Source organism: Mesorhizobium sp. UC74_2, from assembly GCF_042701485.1.
GTDB lineage: Bacteria > Pseudomonadota > Alphaproteobacteria > Rhizobiales > Rhizobiaceae > Mesorhizobium.
This window is the reverse complement of the sequence record NZ_CP170562.1, coordinates 26461-51169: the sequence shown is the minus strand read 5'-3', so window position 1 is coordinate 51169 and position 24709 is coordinate 26461. Positions and strand designations below refer to the sequence as shown.

Below are 24709 nucleotides of genomic sequence, written 5' to 3'. Positions count from 1 at the left end.
TCAGCCGCCAGCGGATAGACTGGCGTCTCCGGCCTCGAAGTTTTGTGCTCATGTCGCGTGCCTTCCTCCTCCTGCGCCGGCGGCTTGTCGGCTCCATCTTCGTGCTTCTGATCGTCGTTGTCGGCACCTTCCTCCTGCTCGAGGCGGCTCCCGGCGATGCGGTCGACGCCTATCTCGTATCGACCGGCGGCGATGCTGGCCTCGTCGAGGCGATGCGGCAGAGCTGGGGGCTCGATCAGTCCGCGGCGACACGGCTGGCCAACTACCTGTGGGCACTGCTGCATCTCGATCTCGGCCAGTCGGTTGCCTTCTCACGGCCGATCCGTGACGTCATCCTGGAACGCCTGCCGGTGACGCTCATCCTGATGGGTGCCTCGACCGCGCTGTCTTTCTGCCTTGGCTCGGCGCTCGGCATCTATGCCGGTGCGCGCCCCGGCAGCTTGCGCGACCGTTTCCTGTCGACGGTATCGTTGGCGCTCTATGCGGTTCCCGGCTTCTGGCTGGCGCTGGTTCTCGTCATCGTCTTTGCCGTCGATCTGCGCTGGTTCCCGATCTCCGGTTTCGAGACGATCGCCTCCGGCAAGACCGGCTTCGCGCGTGCAGCCGACATCGCCCATCACCTCGTCCTGCCGGTGACCTCGCTCGGCGTGATCTATCTGGCGCTCTACCTCAGGATGATGCGCGCCGGCATGGTCGAGGTCTGGCGGCTGGATTTCATACGCGCCGCCCGCGCCAGGGGGTTGAGCCGCCAGCGCATCGTGCTGGCCCATGTCGCGCGCAATGCACTGTTGCCCCTGGTCACCATGCTCGGCCTGCAGTCCGCCCAGATGCTGGGCGGCAGCGTCGTCATCGAAAGCATCTTTTCCGTGCCGGGCCTCGGCAGGCTGGCGCAGGAAGCCGTAGCGCTGCGCGACACGCCGCTGCTGCTCGGCATCATCCTGGTCAGCGCCATCCTGGTCGTCTTCATCAATCTCCTGGTCGATATCGCCTACGCCTTTCTCGACCCGCGCGTCGGTGCCAGCGAGGCCGGCGCATGAGGCGGTTTCTAGACGTCCCCGAAGCACTGGTTGGACTCGGCATCCTGGCCGCACTCGCGGTCATGGCGCTGGCAGCTTCCATGCTTTTCCCGGGCGATCCTCTCGCCATCAAGGGAGCACCGCTGCTGCCGCCGTTCCAGGACTGGTCGCTGCCGCTCGGCACCGATCGTCTCGGCCGCGACGTACTGGCCGAGCTTTTCCATGGCGCCCGCACATCGCTGGCCGTCGGGCTTGCCGCGGCGGCGGCGGCAATCGCCGTTGGCGCGGTAGTCGGCACATTGGCAGGCTTTGCCGGCGGCATGGTCGACGAGGCGCTGATGCGCATCACCGACGCTTTCCAGACCGTACCATCCTTCCTGTTGGCATTGGCTTTCGTCAGCGTCGTCGGCCCATCCCTTACTGTGGTGGTTATCGCCATCGCCCTTTCCGCGTGGACCGGACCGGCTCGCGTCGCACGCGCCGAAGTGCTTTCCATCCGCGAACGCGACTTCGTTGCCGGCGCACGGGTCATCGGCATGCATCCGCTGGAAATCGCTTTGCGCGAAGTGCTGCCGAATGCCTTGCCGCCGGTGCTCGCGCTCTCCTCCGTCATCGTCGCATCGGCGATCCTGATCGAGGCCGCGCTTTCCTTCCTCGGGCTCGGCGATCCCAACCGCGTCACCTGGGGCGGCATGATCGCGGAGGGCCGTACCGTCCTGCGTTCGGCACCGTTCCTCTCGATCTTCCCCGGCATCGCGCTGGTGCTGACCGTGCTTGGCGTCTATCTCGCCGGCGAAGGTGTGGTCGAAGGTACTGCAGTCAGGAAGAGGTTGTCGTGACCAGCCCTCTCGTCTCGATCCGCAACCTGTCCGTCTCCTATGAGCGCAACGCGACTTCACTTTCGCTCGGCAACATCGATCTCGAGATCGCCACCGGCGAGCGGCTGGCGATCATCGGCGAAAGCGGTTCCGGCAAGAGCACGCTGGCGCTTGCCATCGCCGGGCTGTTGCCGCCGACCGCGGCGGTGAAAGGCACGATCCTGTGGTCGGGGCAGCCGCAGCCGCCACGTGGTGGCCACGACATCGGCTTCGTCTTCCAGGACGCCTCGGCGAGCCTGGACCCGGTGATGGCTGTCGGCCGGCAGATCGCAGAGGTTGCCCGCACCCATCTCGACCTCAGTCGGGCGCAGGCGCAAGGTCGCGCACTCGATCTGTTGCGACGCGTCAGATTGCCAGACCCCGACACCGCGCTGCATGCCTATCCGCACCAGTTGTCCGGCGGACAAAGACAGCGCGTGGCAATTGCCGCTGCCATCGCCGCCGGGCCCAGATTGCTGATCGCCGACGAAGCTACCAGCGCCTTGGATACCATTGTGCAGGCCGATATCGTCGCGCTCATCCGGCAACTGGTGGTCGAGGACGGAATGGCGTTGCTGTTTGTCAGCCATGACATCGCGCTTGCCGCGGAACTGGCCGACCGCATCGCTGTCTTCCGCAACGGCGAGATGGTCGAATTGGGCGTCGCCGACGCTGTGATCCAGAACCCTCGGCATGCCTACACCAGGAAGCTGCTGGACGCCCATATAGGCCTCGACGCCGCGCCAATGATCGTCCCCACGGAACGTGGCCATGTCTGAGCCGCTGCTTGCCGTCTCCGGACTCAGCAAACGGTTCCACCGCAGTGGAACAACCGTCACTGCCGCCGACGACATCTCCTTGTCCATTTCGCCCGGCGAAACGCTGGCGTTGGCGGGCCCTTCGGGCTCCGGCAAATCCACCATCGCCCGATTGATCCTGCGGCTGATCGAACCCGATGCCGGCCAGGTGGATTTCGAAGGCAGAGACTTTCTTGCCTTGCGCGGCGCGGCGCTGCGCGCCCAGCGTGCCCGGCTGCAGATGGTGTTTCAGGATCCGCTTGCCGCACTCAATCCGCGCGCCACGATCGCCCGTGTTCTGGATGATCCGCTGCGCATCCATGGGCTTGCCGGCCGCAGTCAACGACCGGAGCGCATTGCAGCCCTCCTCGAACGTGTCGGCCTGTCGCCGGATCTTGCCGGTCGCCATCTTCACGAGATTTCCGGCGGCCAGCGCCAGCGCGTGGCGATCGCCCGCGCCATCGCCACAAACCCATCCCTTATCGTGCTCGATGAAGCCGTTTCGGCGCTCGACGTTTCGGTGCGCGGCCAGATCCTCGAACTGCTACTCGACCTGCAGCGCACCGGACGCATAGCCTATCTGTTCGTCTCCCACGACCTTGGCGTGGTGCGCGCCTTCGCGCATCGCGTCGTCCTTCTTGAGGGCGGCCGTATCGCCGAGCAAGGCGATGCCCGTGCCGTCATCGACAATCCGCAATCGACCATCGGCAAGGCACTGGTTGCCGCTGTGCCCAGACTGATAAGAACACAGGACTGATCATGACCGATCCTCAGGCCCGCGCGGAAAAACTTGCGCGCGAACTCGATTCCGCCTTCCGCAACCGCGCCGATCTCTACCGGCTCATGCTGGACGAACTCACAACAGAACTTGGCGCGGAGCAGGCCGAAGCGATCATGGTGCGCGCCATCGAAAAACGCGGCCAGGAGGTAGCGACTGTGGCGTTCGGGAAGTTCGGCCCCAATGACGCACGCGCCATCGGCGAGGCCTTCCTGTCCGTCAGCCCGGATGACGGGCGCATGTATCCGACCGATGTCGAGCGCGCCCCGGACCACATCTCGTTCAAGGTGAAGCGTTGCCCGCTCAAGGACGCCTGGGTCGAGGCCGGTGTCGGCGAGGAGCAGCTCACCACGCTCTGTCGCATCGCTGGCGCTTTCGACCGCGGCCTGTTCGAGGCCACTGGCGTGCGCTTCGACAACGTCACCTGGTCACCCGGCCATGGCAGCGGTTGCTGCCACATCGCGCTCACCGACCGCGACGCGTAATCGGCTTGATGGCCCTGGTGCGTCCTTCGAGGCTCGCCCGTATAAACCCGCACCCCTACCTCAAGCTTGTTGCGGGCTCGCGCCTCAGGATGAGGGCCGTCGGTGCCGGCGCACTCCAGCGATGGTTCCGGGCCGCTCAGCGGTCCTCATCCTGAGGCGTGAGCCCGCACGACCTTGGATAGATTGCACAGCCGGGGCGGGCGAGCCTCGAAGGACGCACCTCCAGCTCGACCGAATTCGCGACCTTCGAAATAACGGCCTATTCCTTGCTGGCCTGCCTGAGCTCCACCCGGCGGATCTTGCCGGAGATGGTCTTGGGCAGCGCGTCGACGAATTCGATCTCGCGCGGATATTTGTAGGGCGCGGTCAGGTTGCGGCAGAACTCCTGGATATCGCGTGCGAGGTCATCCGACGCCGTGAACCCTTTTGCCAGGATCACATAGGCCTTGACGATCTGGCCGCGTGTCGGATCGGGCTTGCCAATGACGGCGCTTTCGGCGACCGCCTTGTGCTCGATCAGCGCGCTTTCCACTTCGAACGGGCTGATGCGGTAGCCGGCGGATGAAATCAGGTCATCGGAACGGCCGACGAACCAGAGATAGCCATCCTTGTCGCGCCGCGCGGTATCGCCGGTATAATACCAGCCATTGCGGAACGAGCCGGTGTCCAGCGCCTTGCCGGTATAGTAGCCGTGGAACAGGCCGCCTGGATGTGGGTCGGTGACCCTGACCGCGATATGGCCGACTTCTTCGTCTGGCAGGCGCTTGCCGTCGTCATCGACGACGTCGACATCGTAGCCCGGCACGGGCTTGCCCATTGAGCCGAACCGCACTTCCTCACCCGGGAAATTGGCGACGATGTTGATGGTCTCGGTCTGGCCATAGCCATCGGCAATCGTCGTGCCGGTCGCCTCCTTCCAGATGCGCATCACCTCGGGATTGAGCGGCTCGCCCGCCCCCAGCGAACGGCGCAGACTGGAAAGATCGTAGCGCTTCAGATCCTGTTGCGCGAACAGACGGTAGACGGTCGGAGGCGCGCAGAAGGTCGAAACATTGAGCTTGCCGATCAGCTTCAGATGCATGTCGGCATCGAAGGCGCCGTCGCCATTGTAGAGTACCGCCGGCGTGCCGAGCATCAACTGCGGAAACAGGATGCCCCAGGCCGCCTTGGCCCAGCCAGTGTCTGTCAGCGACCAGTGCACGTCGCCGGGCCTGAGATCCATCCAGAACAGGCCGGTCGCCACATGGGCGAGCGCATAGCCGTGGTCGCGCGGCACCATCTTCGGCAGCGAGGTCGTGCCGGAGGTGAAATAGGCCATCATCATGTCGGTGGCGCGGTTCGGCGGGAAATCCCTGCTGTCCAGCTGCGGCGAAGCCTCAGCCAGCAGCCTGTCGAACGACAGCCAGCCGTCGCGTTCGCCATCGACGACGATGAAGGTCTTCAGCGTCGGGCATTCGGCGCGGATGGCGTCGACCTTGGCGCAATGCTCGGAGGTGACGATGACCGTCGTGGCCTTCGAGTGGTTGACGCGATAGGCGATGTCGTGCGCGGTCAGCAGGTTGGTGCCCGGCATCGAGACGACGCCCGCCTTCATGCAGCCGAACAGCACTGTGTACCAGGCCGGTACGCGGCCGATGACGAGGCAGGCAAAGTCGCCCGCTCTGACACCCAGCTTGCGCAAGGCATTGGCGAAGCGGTTCGAACTTTCCGCAAGCTGCGAATAGGCAATGCGCTCGACGGTCTCGCCGTCGCGCGAGACGGCGATCACCGCCGTGCGGTCGTCCCGCTTGGCCCAATCGTCGATGACGTCGAACGCGAAATTGAAATGCTCGGGTATTTCCAGGCGAAATCCCGTACGCGCCTTGGCATAGGTGCGGTCGACCGTCGAAAAATCCATCCTCTCCTCCGCGATGGCGATGCAACGTTCAGGTCGCATCACATAGCGCGGACCAACTTAGGAAGCCATCGAACCAAAGGCTATGCCTTTTAGTGCCACTTCGCCTGCATCAGCCATGATTCGAGAATGTTGTATTTTGTCAGCCCTCGCTCGCTGTGAACGAGCGAGAACGTTCGAACGGTGAAACGCAAGGGACCGATCTGCTGCGGGGCAACTGAGCGAGAACTGTAGAAAAGCGTGATATGCGGATTGAAGTTCAGCGCGCCGCGCAATCCGTTGGAGATAAGCGCAACACCAAGCCGACGCTGAAAATCCTTCAACGACGTGCTTCCGCCCAGAAGCACTGTTGCTCGTCTGTCCGGTCGACCACCGGGAAAGGTGACGATACGATCGAAACAGACGTCAAACGCATCAGTGCTAAAGGAATTCGCAGCGCATTTGGCCGCAAACACATACTTTTCGCGCAAACGTCTGTCGTCCTTGATGTGCTGGAGCGAGATGTGCAGGTGCGTCAGCGGACGCAACTTCGCCTGGAACCCGTTTGCCGTCTGTATCTCGGACGCGATCTCCATCGCCTGACTGGCGATCGGCATTTCGAGTAACGTCATCAGGATCAGTCGCTCGGGTTTCTTGGGCCGAGGCGGACCTTCTGACTGGCCGAAATCGAAAGCACCTTGGGACATGTTTCGCCCAATTCGCAGGGTCGAAACACTCAAAATAGAACAAAACATGAACACACGCAAGCGCGATCCTGAAGGACCGCACTTGCGCCATCAGCCCCTATGCCAGCGAAATCCAGGCCGTCTTCAGGTCCGAATATTTGTCGAAGGCGTGCAGCGACTTGTCGCGGCCGAAGCCGGATTGACCGAAACCGCCGAGCGGCACGGTCATGTCCGCGCCGCCATAGGTGTTGACGTGCACCACGCCGGCGCGGATCGCCCGCACCATGCGGTGCGCGCGGGCAAGGTTCGCTGTCCACACCGCCGAAGCGAGCCCATAGACAGTGCCGTTGGCCAGCCGGACGGCTTCCGCCTCGTCCTCGAAGCGCTGCACAGCCAGCACCGGGCCGAACACCTCTTCGCGCGCCACGGTCATGCCGGGAGCGACACCGCCGAAGATGGTTGGCTCCATGTAGTAGCCTCCGCTTTCCTCGCGAATACGGCGGCCGCCTGAGACCAGCTGCGCGCCCTCGTCAAGCGCCGTCGCCACGTGGCCGAGATCTTTCTTGAGCTGTTCCATGCTGCTCACCGCGCCGATGTCCGACTTGATGTCGAGCGGGTCGCCGACCTTCATCTTCACTGTTGCCGCCACCAGCTTTTCCACGAAGGCGTCATAGATCGACGACTGGACGAGCAATCGCGAGCCGGCGACGCAGACCTGGCCGGCATTGCGGAAGATACCGTTTGCGGAAACCTTGGCCGCGATATCGAGATCGGGCGCATCGGCAAAGACGACGTTGGGCGACTTGCCGCCAAGTTCCAGTTGCACCCGCTTGAGGTTGGAGCGCGCCGAATAATCGAGCAGCCGACGCCCGACCCCGCCCGAGCCGGTAAAGACGATGGCATCGACATCCATGTGCAGGCCAAGTGCCTCGCCCGTCACACTGCCACGTCCCGTGACAATGTTGAGAACACCCTCCGGCAGGCCGGCTTCCGCCGCCAGTTCGCCAAGGCGCAGCAGCGTGAGAGATGCCACTTCTGCCGGCTTCAGCACCACGCTGTTGCCGGCGGCAAGTGCCGGCGCCACCTTCCAGGCACCGATCATCATCGGGAAATTCCACGGCACGATGGCAGCGACGACACCGAGCGGCTCGCGATGGATGAGGCCGAGCACGTCCGGCGCCGTCGGCGCGATCTCGCCATAGACCTTGTCGATGGCCTCGGCGTAATAGCGGAACGTGCCCGCCGCCGACAAAGGCTCGGCCTTGTAGGCCATGCCGATCTCGGTGCCGTTGTCGCGCACACCAAGCACGGCCAGTTCAAGCGCGTGTTTCTCGATCAGATCGGCGAGTTTCAGCAGCACTTTCTTGCGCGCGGCCGGCGCCGCACGGGACCAGCTACCCTTTTCGAAAGCAGCGCGTGCGGCGGCCACAGCACGATCGACATCGGCTGCTCCGGCATCGGCGATCGAGGTCAGCGTGGTACCGTCGATCGGTGAGATGACGGGAAGCGTTTCTCCGTCCCGGCTGTCGGCGAATACCCCGCCGATGAAAAGCTTTTGCGCTGCGACAGGTTTCTGCCGCAGCGCGTCGATCGTGGCCTGGTCCATCAGGTCTTGTCTCCGAATGTCACATGAAGCGCGGTTGGCGCGCGGAATTCCCATCCCCGGAATACGGGGGTGTCGCCGTCTGCCAGTCGCATATTGGGGAACCGGGCCAGCAGCAAGGCCACCGCCAGGCACATCTGTTCACGCGCGAAGAAGCGGCCCGAACAGAAGTGATGACCGAAGCCGAAGGCGGCATGGCTGCCTTGGTTGCGACGGATATCGAACCGGTCGGGATCGGGAAACCGGCTCTCGTCACGGTTTGCCGACGAGACCAGCGCGGCAACAGGCGCACCAGCCGGGATCGTCGCGCCGCCAAGCTCGATCGCACGCGTGGCCTGCTTGGTCTGCGTGCCGATCGGCGCGATCCAGCGCAGACCTTCGTCCACCGCCTTCGGCACCAGTCCGTCGGGATCGGCCAGTACGGCCCGCATTTGCTCGGGATGCGTCAGCAGGCCGGCAAGGACCGAACCAGCGCCATGACCCGGCTCCTGCATGCCACCCAAAAGAATGACCTTGATGGTCGGCATCAGAAAGTCGATCGACCGCGTCTGTCCGGGCGGCATGCCGTCATGCAACATATGCGAAAATGCCGAGTCGTCGGGTTCGCGAGCCAATCGCTCCAGCGTTGGCTTCACAATTTCGCTCACCTCGGCGCTGACGGCATCGGCGATCTCGTCGCGCTTCGGATCGTTCTCGAAATTGATGGCGCCCTGCGCCAGCCCGTAGAACCAGCGCCTCAGCGTCGGCACATCGACGTCATGGAGCCCCATCGAATGAGCAAGCGCCAGGGTCGAGACCGGCTCGAAGTATTCGGCCATCAGCTCTGCCGAACCCCGCTTGGCCAGTTCATCCAGGAGGGGGTCGGCAATGCCGCGCACCAGATCGCCGGCATAGCCGGCGACCGTACGGGGACGATATTTGGGATCAACACCGGTGCGAAGCTCCCTGTGAACCTCCCCATCGGTGGTGAGGATGGTTGGCTTGCCGAAGGAACGCTCCACCGGAGAGGTGCCAACCACATTCGAGAAGATATCCGGCGTCTTGCCAACCGTCTCGACATCCTTCCAGCGCGTGACGAACCACAGGTCGACAGCCGGAACATAGGCCACCGGTGCGCTGCGCCTGAGCTCCGCATAGATCGGATAAGGATCGGCTTCGAGCGCCTCGACGGTTATGCTGTCCGCATAGGTCATGGCGCGGCCTCTATCCTTTCACCTCGTCGCCGAGTTGGGCGAAGGCAACCGGATCCTTGCTCTTGAGGGCTAGAGCCAGCACCAGACCAAGCACCGCCGCGATCAGCACCAGCGACGGCAGGAACCATGACAGCGTGCCCGATGCACCCGACAGGCTGCCGAAGTTCGCCACGATCTGGATGATGATATAGGCAAGCACCAGGCCGGCAATGACCGGCGCCACCTTGGCCTTCAGCACATTGCCTTCGAGCGACGGGTTGCGGCTGAAGAAGGCAAGCACGGAGAAGGACGTCAGCGCCATCAGCGTGATGATGCCCAGCGTGCCGACATTGGTGAGCCAGGAGAACAAGGCCAGCACCGGATCCTGGCCGGTGACGGCGAACAGCGCGATCACCAGGAAGGCGATTGCCGTCTGGATCAGCGAGCCGACATGCGGGCTCTTGAACACCGGATGCGTGACGCCAAGCGATTGCGGCAGGAGCTTTTCACGGCCGGCGACATAGAAGTAGCGGGCGACGCCATTGTGGAAAGCGACCACGCCGGCGAACAGGCTGGACACGAACAGGATGCTCATCAGTTGCGTCACCCCCGAGCCGACATAGCGGTCCGAAAGCGTGAACAGGAAGGTGGTCGGATCCTGAAGCGCCTGCAGCGACGGCACCAGCTTGTCGACACCCGCGCCATTCGCCATCAGCCAGGACGTGAACATGTAGAACACGCCGATGATGAGGATGGAGATGTAGGTGGCGCGCGGCACGGTGCGGTGCGGCTCGCGCGCCTCCTCGGAATAGATCGTGGTCGCTTCGACACCGATGAAAGCAGCGAAGCAGAAAAGCAGGCCGATGGCGGGTGCGCCGCTCAGGATCTGCGTCGGCGTGAACGGCGCCATGCTGAGACCGGAATCGCCGCCCTTGAACAGGATGGCCAGGTCGACCACCAGCACGATCAGATATTCGAGCAGAACCAGAACGGTGAGGATCTTGGCCGACAGGTCGACGCGACGATAGCCAAGCACGCCGACCAGAGCGACGCCGATGAAGCACCAAAGCCACCAGGGCAGATTGATGCCCCAGCCGGCAAACAGTCCAGCGGTGGCAGCCCCGAACATGCCGAAGACGCCGATCTGCATGGCATTGTAGGACAGGATGGCGATCAGCGCCGCAGCCCCACCCAGCGCACCGCCGAGGCCCTTGGCCGTATAGGCGTAGAAGGCACCGGCATTGGTGACATGGCGAGCCATGGCGACATAGCCGACCGCGAAGATCAGCAGAACGGCGGTCACGATCAGGAAAGTGCCGGGAATGCCGGCGCCATTGCCCATCAGCATGGAAAGCGGCACGCCACCTGCCACCGCGGTCAGCGGCGCGGCGGCTGAAACCACCAGAAACGTTACGGCACCAACGCCAAGGCTGTTCTTTCTCAGCCGATTGGCTTCACCGGATTCCACTACGGTTGTCATGAAGTCCTCCTCCTTTCCCCGCCTGGCGGGGCCCACAAGCCCGTCCCCGCGAAGCGGGGCCAAAAAAGCCCAATGAAATGCCGAATGGCCGAAAGGCCTGTTTTCGTTTCATTATTTAAAACGACATTTCGAATATAGACTTGCAAAGATGCTCGGCACCTGTCAAGTTAATTCGCGCGTTAAGTATCTGGAGGAGAGACAAACGCAATGAGCACGGTGGCCAAGGCCGTGTCCCTGCTGGAGGTGCTGGGACAGGGCGAGCCGGAAAGAGCGCTGGCGGATCTCGCCCGTTCAGTCGATTTCGACAAGGCGACGACCCGGCGTCTCCTTCTGGCATTGATGGACCAGGGGCTGGTCGAGCAGGACGGCGGCAGCCGTCTGTACCGGCTGGGCATTGGCGTGGCGCGTCTCGCCCTGATGCGCGAAGCGCAGTTCCCCTTTTTGAGAACCGCCGTTCCCATCGCTGAGGCATTGGCTGCCCGAACCGGCGAGACCGTGCATTTCTCCGAACATTCAAGTCGAGGACTGATCTCGGTCCATGTGGTGGAATCGAGCAAGGCCAACCGTGTCGCCGTGCCGGTCGGAGAAACTCTGCCGCTGCATGCAACGGCTTCAGGCATCGCCTTCATGGCCTTTGCCGACCGTCGCGTCATGGATGCGGCCTTGGGCGGCAAGCTGGTCTCCTACACGCCGCATACTGTGACCAATCCAGCGGCAGTCAGGGAGCTGGTCTCGGCCGCCCGTGCCCGCGGCTATTCCATCGGCGCACAGGGCTATGAAGACGGCGTTTTTTCCGTCGCGGCACCCATCCTTGGTGCGCGCGGTACCGCTGTCGGTGCGCTTGCGATTGCGGCACCCCGCGCCCGCATCGAGCCTGCCGACACGGAGGCCTTGGGTGCAGCCGTTGTCGAATCCGCCTCCCAGATCAGCGAGCGCCTGACCGGCCGCCGCGCCAAGGCAGCCAACGACTAGAACAAGACATGACCAGAGCGGAACGAATGACCAAAACGCATATCCCGAAAATACTTCTGTGCGGCACCGGCGACACCAAGGCCGACGAATTGCTCTATATGGCCGAACGCATCCGCAGCGCCGGTGGCGATCCCGTCATGCTCGACGTCAGCGTGCTCGGCGATCCGCCCTACCGCCCTGAATACGACAAGCATGCGGTGGCCTCCGCGATAAGCACCACCATCGATGCGATTGCGCAGTCGGGCGATGAAAACAGCGCCATGGAACTGATGGCACGCGGTGCCTCCGTCCTCGTGCGGGACCTCGAAGCTGCAGGCAGGATCGACGCCTTCATTGCCATCGGCGGCACGATGGGCACCGATCTTGCGCTCGACATCGCGCTTGCACTGCCGATCGGTGTGCCGAAGTTCATCGTCTCGACCATCGCCTATTCTCACCTGATCCCGCCGGAGCGGATCGCGCCGGACCTGATGATGATCTTGTGGGCCGGTGGTCTCTATGGCCTCAACGACACCTGCAAGGCCGTCCTCTCCCAGGCCTCCGGCGCTGTTGTCGGCGCAGCTCTCACCACCGCGAAACCACGTCCGAACCTGCCGACGGTCGCGATCTCGTCGCTCGGCACGAGCTGCCTTTCCTACATGAAGACGTTGCGGCCCGAATTGGAGGAACGCGGCTACGAAGTCGTCATCTTCCACACCACCGGCATGGGTGGCCGCGCGCTTGAATCGCTTGCCGCCGACAAGCGTTTCGTCGCCGTTCTCGATTTCAGCCTGCAGGAAGTGGCCAACCATCTGAACGGCAGCGTCGTTTCTTCGGGCGTCGACCGGCTGGAAAATGCCGGCCGCGCCGGCATCCCGCAGATCGTGGCGCCGGGAGCCGTCGACATGGTCGATTTCCCCACCTGGAAGCCGGTTCCGCCAGGCCTCTCCGACCGGCCGTATCATGCACACAATCGCCTGCTCGCCTCCGTGACCACCGGCAAGGACGGACGTCGACACGTCGCACGGGCGATTTCGGAGAAGCTCGCCTTGGCCACCGGACCTGTCGCCTTCATCCTGCCGGCCGGCGGCATCGAACAATGGGACCAGGAAGGCGAGCCGCTCCATGAACCCGACGCACTCGCGGCCTTCGCCGACGAGATGCGCACCGTCATCAAGGCTCCTGTCGAACTGCACGAGATCAAGGGGCATATCAACAGCGCCGAATTCACCACCACGGCGTTGGCGATCTTCGATCGCTGGGCGGCAAGCGGGGTCATTGCACCCGGCATCCGTCGGGAGCAGACATCGTGAGCACACCCAAGGCCCTGGTGCTCGATTTCGGTGGCGTCGTCACCAGGACGCTGTTCGAGACGCACGAACTCACTGAAAAAGCGCTCGGCCTGAAGCCGGGCACGCTGACATGGCAAGGACCGTTCGACCTGGCTTCCGATCCGCTCTGGCGCTCGATGCAGGCAGACGAGATCAGCGAACGTGACTACTGGAAGACCCGCACCCGCGAAGTCGGCCAACTCATTGGCGAGGACTGGGATGCGATGGAGACCTTCGTACGCCGCGCCCGCGGTGCCGATCCGGAAGCAGTGGTACGGCCGGAAGCCGACCGCGCCATTCGCAAGGCACATGCCGCCGGTGTGCGGCTTGCGGTGCTCTCCAATGAACTCGACCTGTTCTATGGCGCTGACTTCCGCGGCCGGCTGCCGCTGCTTTCCCTGTTCGAGACAATCGTCGATGCCACCTATACGAAGATCCTGAAACCGGATCTTCGCGCCTACCAGTCCGTTGCCGATGCGCTTGGTCTGCCCATCAATGCCTGCGTGTTCGTAGACGACCAGCAACGCAACATCGATGGAGCGATCGCCGCCGGCATGCTGCCCGTTCATTTCGAAGTGGCCAGCCCGGCCCGATCTTATGCCGAAGCGCTCGGCCATTTCGGCCTCACCCTTTAGGAATTGGAGACTTCAGATGCGCGACACCAACTTTTTCGCAGAGAACAATGCCAAGCCGATCTGGCATCCGATGGCGCATCCTGCAGAGATGCGTGCATCGCCGCCGCGGGTGATCATGAAAGGCGAGGGCGCCCATGTCACCGACATCGAAGGCCGCACCGTGCTGGACGCCGTCGGCGGCCTCTGGAATGTCAATCTCGGCTACAGTTGTGATCCGATCAAGCAGGCGATCGCAGCCCAGCTCGACACCCTCCCTTATTATTCGGGCTTCCGCGGCACCTCGACCGGCCCGTCGATCGAACTCGCCTATGAGCTTTCACAGTGGTTCGCCCCGGAAGGCATGGTGCGCACCTTCTTCACCTCGGGCGGTTCGGATTCCGTCGAGACCGCGCTGCGCCTCGCCCGCCAGTACTGGAAGATCCGCGGCCAGGCCGACCGCACCAAGTTCCTGGCGCTGAAGAAGGGCTACCATGGCACGCATTTCGGCGGCGCCTCGGTCAACGGCAATGCCAATTTCCGCCGCAACTACGAGCCGCTGTTGCCGGGCTGCTTCCACACACCGGCGCCCTGGACCTATCGCAACCCGTTCGACGAAACCGACCCGGTCAACCTCGCCAGGCTCTGCGCACGCGCCATCGAGGAAGAGATCGCCTTCCAGGGTGCCGACACCATCGCGGCCTTCATCATGGAGCCGGTTCTGGGTGCCGGCGGCGTCATCGTGCCGCCGGAGACCTTCATGCCACTGGTGCGCGAGATCTGCGACCGGCACGACATCCTGCTCATCGCCGACGAAGTGGTGACGGCCTTCGGCCGCACCGGCGCATGGTCGGGCTCGCGGCTCTGGAATGTGAAGCCCGATTTCATGACCATCGCCAAGGCGATCACCTGCGGCTACTTCCCGCTCGGCGCCACGCTGATCGGGCAGAAAGTGGCGGATGTCTTCGAGGCCGACAAGACCAGTTTCGGCGCGATCGGCCATGGTTATACCTATTCCGGTCATCCGGTCGGCTGCGCCGCAGGCCTTGCCGCACTCGCCGAAACCAAACGTCTCGGTGTCAACGAGAATGCCGCCGCGCGGGGTGTTGAACTCGGCAAGGCGCTGGAGGCACTGAAGGCCAAGCATGCGCTGGTCGGCGATGTACGCAGCAAGGGGCTGATGGCAGCGCTCGAACTTGTGTCCGATCGCGGCGCCAAGAAAGCGGCCGACAAGAAGACCATGGCCAGGGTGGCCGATGCCGCCTACGACGCCGGCGTCATGCTGCGCGTATCGGGCAACATGATCATCCTGTCGCCGCCGCTCATCATCACCGCCGCCGACGTCGCCAGGATCGCGGAAGGTCTCGATGCCGGCCTGACGGCGGCAAACGTCTGAGCAAGGGCTTCAATCGGCGGAGGAGCCCAGGCGTTCCCTCCGCCAGGCCGCGGGCGATAGTGCCGTCGCCTTGCGGAAGAACCGCGAGAAATAGGCGGGATCGTTGAAACCCGTTTCGAAGGCGATGTCTTCGACCGATCGAATGGTGAAGGCGAGCAGCCGCTTGGCTTCAACCAGACGCCTTTCATTGACAGCTTGCCGCACCCCGGAACCCAGCACCTGCTGAGCGGCCTTGTCGAGCAGGTGTCTGGTCGTGCCCAGTGTTTCGACATAACGCTCCACCGGCCAGTCTTCACGAAAGCTCCGATCGATGAGGTGCCTCAACCTCGCTGCCAATGCTCCCGCCGCAGGCAACTCGATCGAGTGCGGCCCGCTGCCCAGCCGCGCAATGCCGGACAGCGCCACTGCGATCAGCGGCGGCAGGATTTTGTCCATGCCCGGCAACGCATCGGCATACTCCGTCTGAATAGACCGAACGCTTGCTTCCAGCCTGCTCCACAGAATGCCGTCGCTGCGCCCCGCAATGAAAACCGGCCGATCGAGCGGCAACAATGTGTTCGTCGCAATCGCAGCGAGGGCATCGTCGGCGACCGAGACCACGATCGCGTCGGTACCTGGTTCGATGATGAAGCCGTGCACCACGCCGCTCGGCACAAAACTCACCGCTGGCGCTGAAAAATCTTCGGAAAATTGTTCAATCCGATAATTGCCGCGTCCGCTCGTCCAGAAGGTGATCTGGCCCATCTGCGGGTGCTTGTGTGCGTGCACGCGACCGCGATGAATGCCTTCCCGCGCCAGAACGGTTTCAACGTGGAAGAAACCGACATCGAGTGCGCGAGCCGGCTCACCGTAGACGAAGAATTCCGGGATGGATATCTGGCTCATGGCCCTGAAAAAGTCCAAGCGGTTTTCGGCTTTTGTCCATAACCCATAGCGCTGCCCGGCGCTATTCTTAAGGCACCAAGGGAGGAATATGATGCGAGCGGAAGATTTCCGGGCCGACAAGACGCGCCCGTTCACGGGAGCCGAATATCTCGAAAGCCTGCGCGACGGCCGCGAGGTCTACATCAACGGCGAGCGGATAGCGGACGTCACCACCCATCCAGCGATGCGCAATTCCGCACGTTCGCTCGCCCGTCTCTATGACGCCCTCCACGACCCCAGGCAGCAGGCCGTTCTCACCTCGCCGACCGACACCGGCTCCGGCGGCTACACCCACAAATATTTCCGCGTCGCCCATTCGCCGGCCGATCTCGTCGCGCAGCAAGGCGCCATCGCCCATTGGGCACGCATGACCTATGGCTGGATGGGGCGCACCGCCGACTACAAGGCGGCGCTGATGAACACGCTGGGCGCCAATGCCGATTGGTACGGACCGTTCAAGGACAATGCGCGAGCCTGGCACAAACGCGCGCAGGAATCCGTCCTGTTCATGAACCACGCGATCGTCAACCCGCCGATCGACCGGCACAAGCCGGCGGAACAGGTGAAGGACGTCTTCGTCCATATCACCAAGGAGAACGATGCCGGCATCTGGGTCTCCGGCGCCAAGGTGGTGGCGACTTCGTCGGCGCTCACCCACTACAATTTCCTGGCGCAGAGTTCCGCCACCGTGACGGAAGACCCTTCGCTGTCGGTGATGTTCATCGTGCCGATGAATGCGCCGGGCGTGAAGATGTTCTGCCGCGTATCCTATGAGCAGACGGCCAACACGGTCGGCCAGCCTTTCGACTACCCGCTGTCGTCACGCTTCGACGAAAATGATGCCATCCTGGTGCTCGACAATGTCTTCGTCCCCTGGGAGGACGTGCTGGTGCTGCGCGATGCGCAAAAAATCCTGTCGTTCCATCCCGCTTCCGGCTTCATGCATGGCTACTGCTTCCAGGGCTGCACGCGTTTTGCCGTGAAGCTCGACTTCCTCGCTGGCCTGCTCGCCAAGGCGTTGCGCGCCACCGGCGGCGACGCCTTCCGCGGCAACCAGGCGGCGCTCGGCGAGGTGATCGCGCTACGTCATATGTTCTGGAGTTTCTCCAACGCGATGGCCTACAATCCTATCCCGTGGGCTGGCGGCGCGGTGCTGCCGAACATGGAAGGCGCACTGGCGTATCGCACCTTCATGTCCGAAGCCTACCCACGCGTCATCGAGACGGTGCGCAAGGTCGTAGCCTCCGGCCTGATCTACCTGCCCTCCTCCGCGAAGGATTTCGGCAACCCCGACATCGACCGCTATCTGGCGCAATATGTGCGGGGCTCGGATGACATGGGCCATATCGAGCGCATCAAGATCATGAAATTGCTCTGGGATGCCACCGGCACCGAGTTCGGCGGCCGCCATGCGCTTTACGAGCTCAACTATGCCGGCGCCCAGGAAGAGGTACGCCTGCAGGTGCTGAAGGGTGCCGAGCGTGGCGGCCGGTTGAAGCAGATGGAGGAGCTCGTCGACACCTGCATGGCCGACTATGACGAGAACGGTTGGACCGGCGACACCTGGCTGCCACCACTAAGCGCCGGCAAGTGATGGGGGCCGATCATGCAGGCGCAGGTCTCCAGGCTTGAGTTTCGTGACGCCATGGCGCGCGTCTGCGCGCCGGTCAACATCGTTACCACGAACGGACCAGCCGGTCGCGGCGGCTTCACCGCAACCGCCATGTGCAGCGTTTCCGACGACCCGCCGACCTTGCTCGTCTGCATGAACGAGCGCTCGGCGCAGACGGGAATGTTCCTCGACAACCGGCGTTTCTGCGTCAACGTGCTGACGCAGGCGCATATGCATCTCGCCTCGAAATTCGCTGGCGCGATCCGTGACATGACCGAGCGCTATCAGGCCGCGAACTGGCAGACCATGCCTTCCGGCATGCCGGCGCTGCTCGACGCCATCGTCTCGTTCGACTGCGAGATCGGTGACGTCAACAAGGTCGGCACGCACAATGTGATGTTCGGCCGGGTCATCGACATCCGCCATGGCAGCGGCGAAGCTGCTTTGCTTTACGTCGACCGCAACTACTCGCAACCGATGGCGCTCGGCAGCTTCGGTGGTTGAGAACCAGGAGGCGGCGATCCGTCTGTCCTTGAGGAGAAAAAGCTCAGCCTTCGCTGCTCTCCGACTGGATCAGGCTTTCCAGCATGTCGAGCAACTGTTCGTACTGCTCGGCGCCGTATCGCCCCTCGATCGCCTCGTAGATGGCGATGCGTTCGGGTGCCAGATCCTCGATCAGCGCCACACCGCTTGGCGTGATGGCGAGCAGCGCACGCCGGCCATCGTCCTTGACCCGGTTGCGCGTGATGAGCCGGCGCTCTTCCAGTGCCTTGATGATACGCGTCAGGCTTGGCGGCAGGATCGAAGCGCGGCCGGCAAGTTCGGTCGCCTCGAGCGGCCCCGTCTCGGCCAGCACGCGCAAAACGCGCCATTGCTGTTCGGTGATGTCGTGCCGGGCCAGCATCGGCCGGAAATGCGCCATGATCACTTCGCGGGCACGCAGGAGCGTCATCGGCAGGGAGCGTCGTGTGGAAGGCGGCAGCAAGGTGGTGTCTCCGCTCTGGTTCCGTCTGTTTCGCGAACCGGCGCACGCAGAACGCGTAGTCGGCTTTTAAGCGCTATATCCGCGATTTTGACGGTACCGGCAATCCCGCCGCGAGCGGATGGCACAACCCATTCAACAGCGCTTGACTTTCATCAGTCAAGATGTAATTCACATGTTAATTACAAACAGTCGACTTAATGGTGGAGGAACGCCGTGCCCCACATGGCGATCGAATATTCCGCGAACCTTGATGAAACAGTCGATATCCAGGGCCTGTGCACGCTGATTGCGGACACCATCCTGGAGACGGGCCTGTTCGAGATCGGTGCCATCCGGGTACGCGCGTTTCGGGCGGAAGCCTATGCGATCGCCGACAGGCTGCCCCAGAACGGCTTCATCGATATGAATTTCCGCATCGGCAAGGGCCGCACGGCGGAGGAAAAGAAGCGTACCGGCGAAGCCATCTTTGCCGCCGTTTCGCAACGGCTGGCCCTGTTGTTTGCCACCCCTCATTTTGCGCTGTCGCTGGAGATCCGAGAGATCGACGCCGAATTGAGCTGGAAGAAGAATGCGATCCACCCGCGGCTGCGCGGCAAGTAACGAGGACGAAAGCATGAGCGCCCTGGACGACAATCTGCGCAAGGCAAGCGCGTATCTTGAACGCTTCAAGCGCGATGGCGTGCTCAATCACATCGCCGGCGAGGCTGTCCCGGCTGCCGACGGCTCGACCTTCGAGACCATCTCCCCGGTCGACCTGAAGCCGCTGGCCAGAGTGGCGCACGGCAAGGCCGCCGACATCGACCGTGCCGCCAAGGCTGCCAAGGCCGCATTCCGCGAATGGGCCGCCATGTCAGGCGATGCCCGCAAGAAGCTGCTGCACAAGATAGCCGACGCCATCGTCGCGCGTGCCGAAGAAATCGCTTTCGTCGAATGCATGGACACCGGCCAGTCGCTGAAATTCATGGCCAAGGCCGCATTGCGCGGCGCCGAGAACTTCCGCTTCTACGCCGACCGCGCCCCACAGGCCCGCGATGGCCGCACCCTGCAGGACGCCGGCCAGGTCAACATGACGACACGCGTGCCGATCGGCCCTGTCGGCATCATCACGCCCTGGAATACTCCTTTCATGCTGTCGACCTGGAAGATCGCGCCGGCGCTGGCCGCCGGCTGCACGATCGTCCACAAGCCGGCGGAATTCTCGCCACTGAGCGCGCGGCTACTGGTTGAGATCGCCGAGGAAGCCGGCCTGCCCAAGGGTGTGTGGAACCTCGTCAACGGCCTCGGCGAGGATGCCGGCAAGTCGCTGACCGAACACCCCGATATCAAGGCCATCGGTTTCGTCGGCGAGAGCCGCACCGGCTCCATGATCATGAAACAGGGCGCCGACACGCTGAAGCGCGTGCATTTCGAACTCGGAGGCAAGAACCCGGTCATCGTCTTCGCCGACGCCGACCTGGAACGTGCAGCCGATGCCGCAGTCTTCATGATCTATTCGCTGAACGGCGAACGCTGCACGTCCTCTTCGCGTCTGCTGGTCGAGGCCTCCATCCACGACAAGTTCACGGCGCTGGTCGCCGAGAAGGCCAAGCGCATCCAGATCGGCCATCCGCTCGACCCCGAGACTGTGGTCGGCCCGCTGATCCATCCCGTGCACGAGCAGAAAGTGCTTTCCTATATCGAGATCGCCAAGTCGGAAGGCGTCACCATTGCCGCCGGCGGCACCAAGTTCGAAGGCCCGGGTGGCGGCTGCTATGTCACTCCGACCCTCTTCACCGGTGCCAACAATTCGATGCGCATCGCCCGTGAAGAAGTCTTCGGCCCCGTGCTCACCGCCATTCCGTTCAAGGACGAAGCCGAGGCGCTGGCGATCGCCAATGACACCGAATACGGCCTCACCGGCTATCTGTGGACGTCCGATGTGACGCGCGCTTTCCGCTTCACCGAAGCGCTCGAGGCCGGCATGATCTGGGTCAATTCCGAGAACGTGCGTCATCTGCCGACGCCTTTCGGCGGCGTGAAGAATTCAGGTATCGGTCGGGACGGCGGTGACTGGTCGTTCGACTTCTACATGGAAACCAAGAACATCGCTTTCGCGACCAGGCCGCACGCCATCCAGAAGCTTGGCGGCTGACGCAGTGCCGCGCGGCGAAGCCGCGCTGCGACACATACGAGGAGGAATCTCATGCCTTTGCCGCAACCCAATCTTCATCCCGCTTTCAACATCGTGCGGCTGAGCCATGTCGAACTTGCCGTCACGGACCTGGCAAAATCGCGCGCGTTTTATGTCGATACGCTCGGCCTGCAGGTGACCGACGAGAGCAAGGACGCCATCTACCTGCGTGCGCTGGAAGAGCGCGGCCATCACTGCATCGTTTTGCGCAAGGCCGACAAGGCGGAAGCCCGCGACCTCGGCTTCAAGCTCTACAGCGAGGAAGACCTCGACAAGGCCGAGCATTTCTTCAAGGCCAAGGGCCTGCCTGTGGAATGGGTCGAGCGGCCCTATCAGTCCCGCACCTTCCGCACGCGCGACCCACACGGCATCCCGCTCGAATTCTATTCGAAGATGGATCGCCTGCCGCCGATCCATCAGAAATACGCCCTCTACAAGGGCGTGAAACCGCTGCGCATCGACCACTTCAACTGCTACTCGCCGAATGTCGATGAATCGGTGGCCTTCTACAACGAGCTCGGCTTCCGCGTGACCGAATACACCGAAGACGCGGAGACCGGGAAGCTCTGGGCAGCCTGGACGCACCGCAAGGGCGGTGTGCACGACATCGCCTTCACCAACGGCCGTGGCCCGCGCCTGCATCATGTCGCCTTCTGGGTGCCGACGCCGCTCAACATCATCGATCTGCTCGACCTGATGGCCACCACCGGTTACATCGGCAACATCGAACGCGGTCCCGGACGGCACGGCATCTCGAACGCTTTCTTCCTCTACGTCCGAGACCCCGACAACCACCGTATCGAGATCTATTGCTCAGACTACCAGACGGTTGATCCCGATCTCGAGCCGATCAAATGGGACCTGAAGGATCCGCAGCGACAGACCCTGTGGGGGGCGCCGGCGCCACGTTCCTGGTTCGAGGAAGGCAGCGTTTTCGCCGGCGTCGAGCCGCGCGACCCCGATCTGGCCGCCTCGCCCATCATCGCGCCCTGACGGCTGACACGACAATCGCAAGGAACCGGGCATGAGCGCACGCATCGCCACATTCGCCGCCGGCGGCAAGACACGCTACGGCGCCATCACCGACAACGGTGCCGTCGACCTTTCCAGCCGCCATGGCGGCCAATGGCCAACGCTGCGGGAGGTCATCGAAGCCGGCGCCTTGCATAGCCTGGCGGAGGAAGCTGCCGGCCTGCCGGCTGACTTCGCCCTGTCCGACATCACCTATGAGATCCCGATACCGATGCCGGAGAAACTTATCTGCGTCGGCGTCAACTTTCCCGACCGCAACGAAGAGTACAAGGACGGCCAGGCCGCACCTTCCAACCCTTCGCTGTTCATCCGCTTCCCGCGTTCCTTCGTCGGCCATGGCGAAAATCTGGTACGCCCGCCGGAATCGCCGCAGCTTGATTACGAGGGCGAGATCGTCATCGTCATCGGCAAGGGCGGCCGCCGCATTCCGGAAGCCAGCGCGCTCGACCACATCGCCGCACTGTCGCTGTGCAACGAGGGCACGATCCGCGACTGGGTCCGCCACGCCAAATTCAACGTAACCCAGGGCAAGAACTTCGACCGCACCGGTTCGATCGGCCCCTGGCTGGTGCCTTTCACGGAAGAAGCGCAGATCGCCGACATCAAGCTCGAAACACGCGTCAACGGCGAGGTCCGCCAGAGCGATCGTACCAGCCGCATGATCTTTTCCTTCCGCAAGATCATCGCCTATGTCTCGACCTTCACCACGCTGGTGCCGGGCGATGTCATCGTCACCGGCACCCCGACCGGTGCCGGCGCCCGCTTCGACCCACCGATCTGGCTGAAGCCCGGCGATGTGATCGAAGTCGAGGCCGATGGCATCGGCATCCTGCGCAACGGAGTTGCTGACGAGTGAGCGCGACGACCATGACGCCAGCCGAAATCGATGATGCCGCCACGCGACTGTTCGAGGCCGAACGCGCGCGGCGCCAGATTCGTCTGCTCAGCCTGGACTTCCCGAACGCCACCATGGACGACGCCTACAAGGTACAGGCGGCCTTGGTGAAGAAAAAGACCGAGGCCGGCGCGGTTATCAAGGGCTGGAAGATCGGCCTGACGTCCAAGGCCATGCAGTCGGCGCTCAACATCAATATCCCGGATTCCGGCATCCTGTTCGACGACATGTTCTTCGCCGATGGCGGGACGGTTCCCGCCGATCGTTTCATTCAGCCGCGCATCGAGGCCGAGATCGCTTTTGTGATGAAGGCGCCGCTGCGCGGCCCGAATGTCACCATATTCGATGTTCTGAACGCCACTGACTACATCACCCCGGCGCTCGAGATCCTCGACACGCGCATCGAACGCACGAACAAGGAAGCCGGCAAGGCCCGCACCTTCTTCGACACCATCTCCGACAATGCCGCCAATGCCGGCATCGTGCTCGGCGGGCGACCGATCCGGCCGCTCGATGCCGACATGCGCTGGATCGGCGCCATCGTTTCGCGCAATGCCGAGGTGGAGGAGACCGGCCTGGGTGCCGGTGTTCTGAACCACCCGGCCATGGGCATCGTCTGGCTGGTCAACCGGCTGCACACCTACGGCATGGGCATCGCGGCCGGGGAAGTCGTGCTGTCCGGCTCTTTCGTCCGCCCGGTGGAAGCGCGGCACGGCGACACCATCGCCGCCGATTTCGGGCCCTACGGAACGATCAGCGTCTTCTTCGCATAGTTCCGCGAGGCATGACCGGCAACCTGGCCGTGCCTCGTTCTGATCACGCCGCCAGTTGCTGCAGGTAGCGGTCCGCTTCTTCCGGCACCGCGAACCACGGGAACAGGTCTGGTGGATTGTTGAAGGCGTTGGCTATCCTGTTGGCGAGCGCCGGATAGGCCTGAGCCGACCCCATGATGTTGAGCACATGCGGTGGCGGTGGCGTCAGCAGCGCATTCGTCCAACCGACGACATACTGCGCATATTGCCAGTAACGGTCGAAGGCCGACTGCATGAAGGCGGCGTCGAACGGCCGGTCGCCATGCGCCAGGATGGCGTCCATATAGACCCTCGCCGCCTTCGAGGCGTTGTTCGATCCCTGCCCGGTAATCGGGTCGTTGAGGCAGACGGCATCCGCCAGGCCCAGCACCAGCCGCCCGGAAGGCAGCCGGCCGACCGGCTTGCGCACGGTTGGCGGGAATGCGCCTGAAAGGATGCCATTGGCATCGGTCAGCTCGACATTGCGGCAGCGATCCGCTTCCCAGGGCAGGAACGTGTCGAGGATCCATTTCGATCGCGCCAGATGTTCCTGCGGCGAGGTCACGTCCTTCCAGCAATCCATCGGCCCACCCGGGATGCCTTCCAGCACCATGATCTCGCAGGCACCGGAATTGGTCAATGCCGGGAAGACGAAGTATTCGCCGACGCCTGGTATAAGGTTGAAGCAGACCGCCGAATGCTGCGGGCGCGGCGTCATGCCGTGGACATAGGTCAGCGCCAATGCGCGCTGCGGCTTGTCGAAGGGGGATTTCTCCGCATCGCGTTCAAACAGCCTGGCGATGTCGCCCTTGCCGGCTGCGACGATGGTGAGGTCCGACGATGCGGCATAGGTCTCGAGATCGCCGATCCCGGCTTCCTTGATCTCCAGCGTGCCGCCGCGCCGCTCGAACTCGCTCATCCAGACCGGGATTTTCACGCGCTGGTCGACGCTTTGCGCCGACTTGTCGAGCTTGCCGTTCCAGTCGATCGCCTTGGCCCCTGGCTGATCGGGCGACGGCACGACGAAATTGATGGAATCGACGGTCGGACACTCTTTTTCCCAGAAATTGAGGCCGACATCGCGTTCGTTCTGCAGCGCTGTATCGAACATGCACTGGCTGGACAGCACCTTGCCTGTGCGCATGTCTTCCGCCGTGCGGTTCTGGACGACCTTCACCTCATAGCCGCCATGTTGAAGCAGACCGCAAGCCAGCTGCAGGCCGGCCTGCCCTCCCCCCAATATCGTGATACGCTTGCTCATTGC

Annotated in this window: 24 protein-coding genes; 16 read left to right on the top strand and 8 right to left on the bottom strand. The window is 63.3% G+C overall.

What is annotated here, in order from left to right; genetic code table 11:
- Nucleotides 1-50: 50 nt before the first annotated feature.
- From ACFJIU_RS00245 to ACFJIU_RS00225, 5 genes are read left to right on the top strand one after another with little or no spacing between them, the layout of a single operon-like run.
- Nucleotides 51-1037: an ABC transporter permease gene (locus tag ACFJIU_RS00245; RefSeq protein ID WP_379066475.1), complete on the top strand. Its 987-nt coding sequence runs from the start codon at nt 51-53 to the stop codon at nt 1035-1037.
- On the top strand, nt 1034-1855 hold the full coding sequence (locus ACFJIU_RS00240) for an ABC transporter permease (protein WP_379066473.1): 822 nt from the start codon (nt 1034-1036) through the stop codon (nt 1853-1855). The genes ACFJIU_RS00245 and ACFJIU_RS00240 overlap by 4 nt, the downstream gene beginning before the upstream one ends.
- Nucleotides 1852-2652, top strand: coding sequence for an ABC transporter ATP-binding protein (locus ACFJIU_RS00235; protein ID WP_379066471.1), 801 nt, complete (start codon nt 1852-1854; stop codon nt 2650-2652). Before ACFJIU_RS00240 ends, ACFJIU_RS00235 begins: the two co-directional genes overlap by 4 nt.
- Entirely contained in the window at nt 2645-3427 is a 783-nt protein-coding gene (locus ACFJIU_RS00230) for an ATP-binding cassette domain-containing protein (protein WP_379066469.1), read from the top strand. Before ACFJIU_RS00235 ends, ACFJIU_RS00230 begins: the two co-directional genes overlap by 8 nt.
- Before the next feature lie 2 nt (nt 3428-3429).
- The gene (locus ACFJIU_RS00225) at nt 3430-3933 is read left to right on the top strand and encodes an L-2-amino-thiazoline-4-carboxylic acid hydrolase (protein ID WP_379066467.1); all 504 of its coding nucleotides are present in this window, start codon (nt 3430-3432) and stop codon (nt 3931-3933) included.
- A 259-nt stretch (nt 3934-4192) separates the two neighbouring features.
- On the opposite strand, the gene ACFJIU_RS00220 is transcribed toward ACFJIU_RS00225, so the two are convergent.
- The 5 genes from ACFJIU_RS00220 to ACFJIU_RS00200 form a co-directional block, all read right to left on the bottom strand.
- Nucleotides 4193-5830 carry an acyl-CoA synthetase gene (locus ACFJIU_RS00220; protein WP_379066465.1) on the bottom strand — a complete coding sequence of 546 codons (1638 nt, stop codon included), beginning with the start codon at nt 5828-5830 and terminating at the stop codon, nt 4193-4195.
- 89 nt (nt 5831-5919) lie between these two features.
- Nucleotides 5920-6567 carry a 2'-5' RNA ligase family protein gene (locus tag ACFJIU_RS00215; protein WP_379072861.1) on the bottom strand — a complete coding sequence of 216 codons (648 nt, stop codon included), beginning with the start codon at nt 6565-6567 and terminating at the stop codon, nt 5920-5922.
- A gap of 43 nt (nt 6568-6610) precedes the next feature.
- Complete coding sequence (locus ACFJIU_RS00210; RefSeq protein WP_379066463.1) at nt 6611-8098, bottom strand: aldehyde dehydrogenase; 1488 nt, start codon at nt 8096-8098, stop codon at nt 6611-6613.
- On the bottom strand, nt 8098-9288 hold the full coding sequence (locus tag ACFJIU_RS00205) for a cytochrome P450 (protein WP_379066461.1): 1191 nt from the start codon (nt 9286-9288) through the stop codon (nt 8098-8100). Before ACFJIU_RS00205 ends, ACFJIU_RS00210 begins: the two co-directional genes overlap by 1 nt.
- A 10-nt stretch (nt 9289-9298) precedes the next feature.
- Complete coding sequence (locus ACFJIU_RS00200; RefSeq protein WP_379066459.1) at nt 9299-10747, bottom strand: APC family permease; 1449 nt, start codon at nt 10745-10747, stop codon at nt 9299-9301.
- A 207-nt stretch (nt 10748-10954) separates the two neighbouring features.
- Here ACFJIU_RS00200 and ACFJIU_RS00195 point away from each other — a divergent pair, with 207 nt between their 5' ends.
- The 4 genes from ACFJIU_RS00195 to ACFJIU_RS00180 are packed head-to-tail and all read left to right on the top strand — an operon-like array spanning nt 10955 to nt 15036.
- On the top strand, nt 10955-11719 hold the full coding sequence (locus ACFJIU_RS00195) for an IclR family transcriptional regulator (RefSeq protein WP_379066457.1): 765 nt from the start codon (nt 10955-10957) through the stop codon (nt 11717-11719).
- Between the two features lie 26 nt (nt 11720-11745).
- On the top strand, nt 11746-13011 hold the full coding sequence (locus tag ACFJIU_RS00190; protein WP_379066455.1) for a Tm-1-like ATP-binding domain-containing protein: 1266 nt from the start codon (nt 11746-11748) through the stop codon (nt 13009-13011).
- Nucleotides 13008-13664 (top strand): HAD family hydrolase, encoded by a 657-nt coding sequence (locus ACFJIU_RS00185; protein ID WP_379066453.1) that lies wholly within the window; start codon nt 13008-13010, stop codon nt 13662-13664. Before ACFJIU_RS00190 ends, ACFJIU_RS00185 begins: the two co-directional genes overlap by 4 nt.
- A gap of 16 nt (nt 13665-13680) precedes the next feature.
- Nucleotides 13681-15036 (top strand): aminotransferase class III-fold pyridoxal phosphate-dependent enzyme, encoded by a 1356-nt coding sequence (locus tag ACFJIU_RS00180; RefSeq protein WP_379066451.1) that lies wholly within the window; start codon nt 13681-13683, stop codon nt 15034-15036.
- Nucleotides 15037-15045: 9 nt separating this feature from the next.
- On the opposite strand, the gene ACFJIU_RS00175 is transcribed toward ACFJIU_RS00180, so the two are convergent.
- The gene (locus tag ACFJIU_RS00175) at nt 15046-15921 is read right to left on the bottom strand and encodes a helix-turn-helix domain-containing protein (RefSeq protein ID WP_379066449.1); all 876 of its coding nucleotides are present in this window, start codon (nt 15919-15921) and stop codon (nt 15046-15048) included.
- 91 nt (nt 15922-16012) lie between these two features.
- Between ACFJIU_RS00175 and ACFJIU_RS00170 the strand changes: the two genes are divergently transcribed.
- Together ACFJIU_RS00170 and ACFJIU_RS00165 are read left to right on the top strand one after the other, a co-directional pair.
- The gene (locus ACFJIU_RS00170; protein WP_379072858.1) at nt 16013-17554 is read left to right on the top strand and encodes a 4-hydroxyphenylacetate 3-hydroxylase N-terminal domain-containing protein; all 1542 of its coding nucleotides are present in this window, start codon (nt 16013-16015) and stop codon (nt 17552-17554) included.
- A gap of 12 nt (nt 17555-17566) precedes the next feature.
- The gene (locus ACFJIU_RS00165) at nt 17567-18076 is read left to right on the top strand and encodes a flavin reductase (protein ID WP_379066447.1); all 510 of its coding nucleotides are present in this window, start codon (nt 17567-17569) and stop codon (nt 18074-18076) included.
- Nucleotides 18077-18119: 43 nt separating this feature from the next.
- Here the strand turns inward: ACFJIU_RS00165 and hpaR are convergent, their stop codons facing one another.
- The gene (gene hpaR / locus ACFJIU_RS00160) at nt 18120-18524 is read right to left on the bottom strand and encodes a homoprotocatechuate degradation operon regulator HpaR (RefSeq protein WP_162839659.1); all 405 of its coding nucleotides are present in this window, start codon (nt 18522-18524) and stop codon (nt 18120-18122) included.
- Nucleotides 18525-18770: 246 nt separating this feature from the next.
- Between hpaR and ACFJIU_RS00155 the strand changes: the two genes are divergently transcribed.
- Genes ACFJIU_RS00155 through hpaH form a run of 5 tightly spaced genes read left to right on the top strand, consistent with a single transcriptional unit; the run spans nt 18771 to nt 23427 of the window.
- Nucleotides 18771-19157 (top strand): 5-carboxymethyl-2-hydroxymuconate Delta-isomerase, encoded by a 387-nt coding sequence (locus tag ACFJIU_RS00155; protein ID WP_379066445.1) that lies wholly within the window; start codon nt 18771-18773, stop codon nt 19155-19157.
- Between the two features lie 13 nt (nt 19158-19170).
- Nucleotides 19171-20688, top strand: a complete 1518-nt coding sequence (gene hpaE, locus ACFJIU_RS00150) for a 5-carboxymethyl-2-hydroxymuconate semialdehyde dehydrogenase (protein WP_379066443.1) — start codon at nt 19171-19173, stop codon at nt 20686-20688.
- Between the two features lie 51 nt (nt 20689-20739).
- Nucleotides 20740-21720 carry a 3,4-dihydroxyphenylacetate 2,3-dioxygenase gene (hpaD, locus tag ACFJIU_RS00145; RefSeq protein ID WP_379066441.1) on the top strand — a complete coding sequence of 327 codons (981 nt, stop codon included), beginning with the start codon at nt 20740-20742 and terminating at the stop codon, nt 21718-21720.
- A gap of 31 nt (nt 21721-21751) precedes the next feature.
- Nucleotides 21752-22615, top strand: a complete 864-nt coding sequence (locus tag ACFJIU_RS00140) for a fumarylacetoacetate hydrolase family protein (protein WP_379066439.1) — start codon at nt 21752-21754, stop codon at nt 22613-22615.
- Between the two features lie 11 nt (nt 22616-22626).
- Nucleotides 22627-23427, top strand: coding sequence for a 2-oxo-hept-4-ene-1,7-dioate hydratase (hpaH, locus tag ACFJIU_RS00135; RefSeq protein ID WP_379072855.1), 801 nt, complete (start codon nt 22627-22629; stop codon nt 23425-23427).
- A gap of 43 nt (nt 23428-23470) precedes the next feature.
- Here the strand turns inward: hpaH and ACFJIU_RS00130 are convergent, their stop codons facing one another.
- Nucleotides 23471-24706 (bottom strand): styrene monooxygenase/indole monooxygenase family protein, encoded by a 1236-nt coding sequence (locus ACFJIU_RS00130; protein ID WP_379066437.1) that lies wholly within the window; start codon nt 24704-24706, stop codon nt 23471-23473.
- Between the last annotated feature and the right edge of the window lie 3 nt (nt 24707-24709).

Bases quoted from the DNA above. Each gene is read 5' to 3' on its own strand.
- ACFJIU_RS00245 (WP_379066475.1), top strand. From the start codon at position 51: ATGTCGCGTGCCTTCCTCCTCCTGCGCCGGCGGCTTGTCGGCTCCATC.
- ACFJIU_RS00240 (WP_379066473.1), top strand. From the start codon at position 1,034: ATGAGGCGGTTTCTAGACGTCCCCGAAGCACTGGTTGGACTCGGCATC.
- ACFJIU_RS00230 (WP_379066469.1), top strand. From the start codon at position 2,645: ATGTCTGAGCCGCTGCTTGCCGTCTCCGGACTCAGCAAACGGTTCCAC.
- ACFJIU_RS00225 (WP_379066467.1), top strand. From the start codon at position 3,430: ATGACCGATCCTCAGGCCCGCGCGGAAAAACTTGCGCGCGAACTCGAT.
- ACFJIU_RS00220 (WP_379066465.1), bottom strand. From the start codon at position 5,830: ATGGATTTTTCGACGGTCGACCGCACCTATGCCAAGGCGCGTACGGGA.
- ACFJIU_RS00210 (WP_379066463.1), bottom strand. From the start codon at position 8,098: ATGGACCAGGCCACGATCGACGCGCTGCGGCAGAAACCTGTCGCAGCG.
- ACFJIU_RS00205 (WP_379066461.1), bottom strand. From the start codon at position 9,288: ATGACCTATGCGGACAGCATAACCGTCGAGGCGCTCGAAGCCGATCCT.
- ACFJIU_RS00200 (WP_379066459.1), bottom strand. From the start codon at position 10,747: ATGACAACCGTAGTGGAATCCGGTGAAGCCAATCGGCTGAGAAAGAAC.
- ACFJIU_RS00195 (WP_379066457.1), top strand. From the start codon at position 10,955: ATGAGCACGGTGGCCAAGGCCGTGTCCCTGCTGGAGGTGCTGGGACAG.
- ACFJIU_RS00190 (WP_379066455.1), top strand. From the start codon at position 11,746: ATGACCAAAACGCATATCCCGAAAATACTTCTGTGCGGCACCGGCGAC.
- ACFJIU_RS00180 (WP_379066451.1), top strand. From the start codon at position 13,681: ATGCGCGACACCAACTTTTTCGCAGAGAACAATGCCAAGCCGATCTGG.
- ACFJIU_RS00175 (WP_379066449.1), bottom strand. From the start codon at position 15,921: ATGAGCCAGATATCCATCCCGGAATTCTTCGTCTACGGTGAGCCGGCT.
- ACFJIU_RS00170 (WP_379072858.1), top strand. From the start codon at position 16,013: ATGCGAGCGGAAGATTTCCGGGCCGACAAGACGCGCCCGTTCACGGGA.
- ACFJIU_RS00165 (WP_379066447.1), top strand. From the start codon at position 17,567: ATGCAGGCGCAGGTCTCCAGGCTTGAGTTTCGTGACGCCATGGCGCGC.
- hpaR (WP_162839659.1), bottom strand. From the start codon at position 18,524: ATGACGCTCCTGCGTGCCCGCGAAGTGATCATGGCGCATTTCCGGCCG.
- hpaE (WP_379066443.1), top strand. From the start codon at position 19,171: ATGAGCGCCCTGGACGACAATCTGCGCAAGGCAAGCGCGTATCTTGAA.
- hpaD (WP_379066441.1), top strand. From the start codon at position 20,740: ATGCCTTTGCCGCAACCCAATCTTCATCCCGCTTTCAACATCGTGCGG.
- ACFJIU_RS00140 (WP_379066439.1), top strand. From the start codon at position 21,752: ATGAGCGCACGCATCGCCACATTCGCCGCCGGCGGCAAGACACGCTAC.
- hpaH (WP_379072855.1), top strand. From the start codon at position 22,627: ATGACGCCAGCCGAAATCGATGATGCCGCCACGCGACTGTTCGAGGCC.
- ACFJIU_RS00130 (WP_379066437.1), bottom strand. From the start codon at position 24,706: ATGAGCAAGCGTATCACGATATTGGGGGGAGGGCAGGCCGGCCTGCAG.